Annotated in this window: 1 protein-coding gene; it reads right to left on the minus strand. The window is 75.2% G+C overall.

Annotated elements, in window-relative coordinates:
• Positions 1-2,704 (minus strand): DNA polymerase III subunit gamma/tau domain-containing protein (locus tag AOK01_RS36230; RefSeq protein ID WP_483855257.1); only part of this gene is annotated, 2,704 nt, incomplete at both ends.

The following is a 2,704-nucleotide window of genomic DNA, read 5'->3' on the forward strand; positions in this document are numbered from 1 at the left end:
CCTCTGCGGCGGAGTCGGAGGTGGGGGGCCGTCCCGGTGGGGCCGGGGTACGTGTGGACGGTGCCGTTCTCCTCGATCAGGGTGACGGTGGTGCCGGTCGCGGCGGCCGCCCATTCGGCGATCGCGCGGTCGGCCTCGGGGCCCCAGGGTGCCTCCGCGAGGTGGCGGCGCAGGTGGCCGTCGCGGGCCTCCGCACTCGGTGCGGGCGCGCCGGGGCGGAGGTTCATGGGCGGGGGCGTGAAGAGGGAGTCGCGGTCGGCCGGCTTGCCGGGGAGGCCGTTCAGGCGCATCAGCCGAGCGGGGTCCGTGTCGGCCCGGCTGCGCAGTCGTGCCGCCTCGGCGCGCTCCAGTCCGGGCTGCTGCGCCGCCTGGCGCAGGGCCGTGGAGAGCGTACCGAAGAAGCCGTTGCCCCGGCCCGTGGGAGTGCCCTGGGTGTAGGTGGCGCCGTCGGGTGCGGTGAGGACGCCGTTCCGGTCGAGGCTGTAGCGCGGGCCGGTGATGTCGGCGGGTGGCATCCACGGCGGGGTGGGGTGGCTGCGGTGCTCGGGCGGCTTCGGCGCGGGGGACGTGCTGTCCGTACCGGCGGTGGCCGGGCTCGTCGGGGCCGGCAGCCGGGTGGCGACCGGGGGCGCGGTGCCCGGCGGGAGGGCGGCGTAGAAGAAGCCTCCGTCGGCGAAGAGGACCGGGTCGGTGGCCGGGGCGACGGCGGCCGAGTCGGTGCCGTGCGGGAGATGGACCTGGTCGCGGCCCTCGCCGGTGACCACGGTGAGGGGGGTGCCCAGGACCCGGGCGGCCAGGACGGGCAGCAGGTCGGCGCCGCCGTGGTCGCCCGCGCGGCGCTCGGGCGGGGCCGGTTGGCCGTCCGGGTCTCCGTCGGCGTCCTGGCGTGGCTCGGCCGCGAACGGGCGGGAGAGGGCCGCGACAGCCAACGCCGTGCGCTGAGCCGGAGTGGGCCACACGGTCTGCGGCAGGCGGCCGAAGGCGTCGAACTCGATCTGCTGCGCGGCGGTCAACCGCACGCCCGCGAACCGGAGTTCCTCCTGGGTGAAGGTGTCGGCGGCGTCCATGGCGAGGGCGTCGAGCAGGTCCCTGTTCCTGTCCTCGCCCAACGCCCAGGCGAGACGGTCGCGGGCGGCGCCGACAGCCTCCGCGGTCACCACCGGGTCGCCCGGGTCGTCCGTGAACCGTTCGGCGAGGTCGGCGCCGAGCAGGCGGTCCAGCTTGCCCCGGTTCTGGGCGACGGCGAGCAGCGCGTGGAAGAACGAGGCCCCGTCGTGCGGCATCTCGTGCACCTCGCGCACCGTGGCCTCGTCCGACGAGGTGATGGTGCGCGGAGCCGGAGCCGGAGCCGAGGCGACGACACCGGCCTTGTCGGTGGCGGCAGGCACGGCAGGCGCGGCGGAGATCGTGTACGGCGCCGGCGCCTCGTCACGCCACGCCGGCTTGGTGTACTCCTGCGGCGCGTCCGCCACCGGCGCCGAGGCCAGGCCCTGGCTCTGGGCGGTGAGGCGGCTGGCGGCGAGGTGCAGGCGGTGGTGGTCCGAGGCAGCGGCGTCGGTGTGCTGCTCCCAGCGGCGGGCCTCGTCGCGTGCGGCCTTCCAGGCGACGACGGCGGGATCCTGGGCCACATCCTGTGGCAGGGCGGTCTCCCGGTCGGGGTCGGGGTGGTCGTCGCCGAGCGCGGCCTGGTGCTCCGCGCTCAGGTTCAGCCACGTCTCACGGGTCCGCGCCCTGGCGTCGTAGTAGCGCTTCTCGGCCTCCGCCAGGTCTGCCAGCGCCTTGGCCTGGTCGTCCCAGGCGGTACGGGCCTTCTCGGGGAACGTGGTGTCGTCGAGGAGGCCGTAGTCGCGGGCGATGTCCTCGCGCAGCCAGACCAGGGCGGTGGTCCGGGCCTCGGCGGCGCGCGGCCCCCGCTTGGCCTTGCCGAGGGCCTGCAGCGGGCGGCTGTCCGTGAAGTGGTGGTCCACCTCGGCCACCGACAGCCAGCTCACCGGCAGCGCGAAGAGCATGCTGCGGTCGGGGACGACCTTGATGTGGGTGCCGAGGGTGGTGTCCGCGGCTCCCTTGAGCCCGGTGCTGTCGTTCACGCCGCCGACCGGGACCGTGACACCCGGGTTGGTCACGCCCGCGTTGCTGTTGCCCGCCAGTGGCGAACTGCCCACCGCGCCCTCGACGTTGTCGGTGATGCCGGCCTCCAGCGCGTCGGAGGTCTTCCGGCGCTGCATGGCTTCCATACGCGGCTTGTTCTCCACGGTGATCAGCCGGGCGCCGCTGCGGTGCATCTTCGCGTAGAGGCGGGAGTCCGCGGTGTGGTACTGGCCGAAGAGGCGGGCGGACGACTGGGTGGGCAGTGGCGAGCCGTTCGCTCCGAGGGCCTCGCGGAATCCGGCGGTCAGGCCGCCCTGGGTGGTGGCTTCCTGCTGGGCCTGGGCGGCGGCGGTGCCGAGGCCCGTGAGGGGGGTGAGGTGGGCGATGCGTACGCGTTCGGCGAGGACCTTGCCGGTGTGGCGCTTGCCGGGGTCGCTGTCGTCGCCGAGACCGTCGGCGCGGGCCGTCGCGAGGGTCAGGGCGTCTTCGACGTTGGCAGCGCCGAGGATGTCCACGGCGAGGATGCCCGAGCCGATCTGGTCGTTGAAGGGGAGGACATCCGAGTCGGTGCCGGTGCCGGTGGGGGCGCCCGGCGTTCCGGTGGTGGCGGTGGTGG

Source organism: Streptomyces aurantiacus, from assembly GCF_001418335.1.
GTDB classification, from domain to species: Bacteria; Actinomycetota; Actinomycetes; order Streptomycetales; family Streptomycetaceae; genus Streptomyces; species Streptomyces aurantiacus.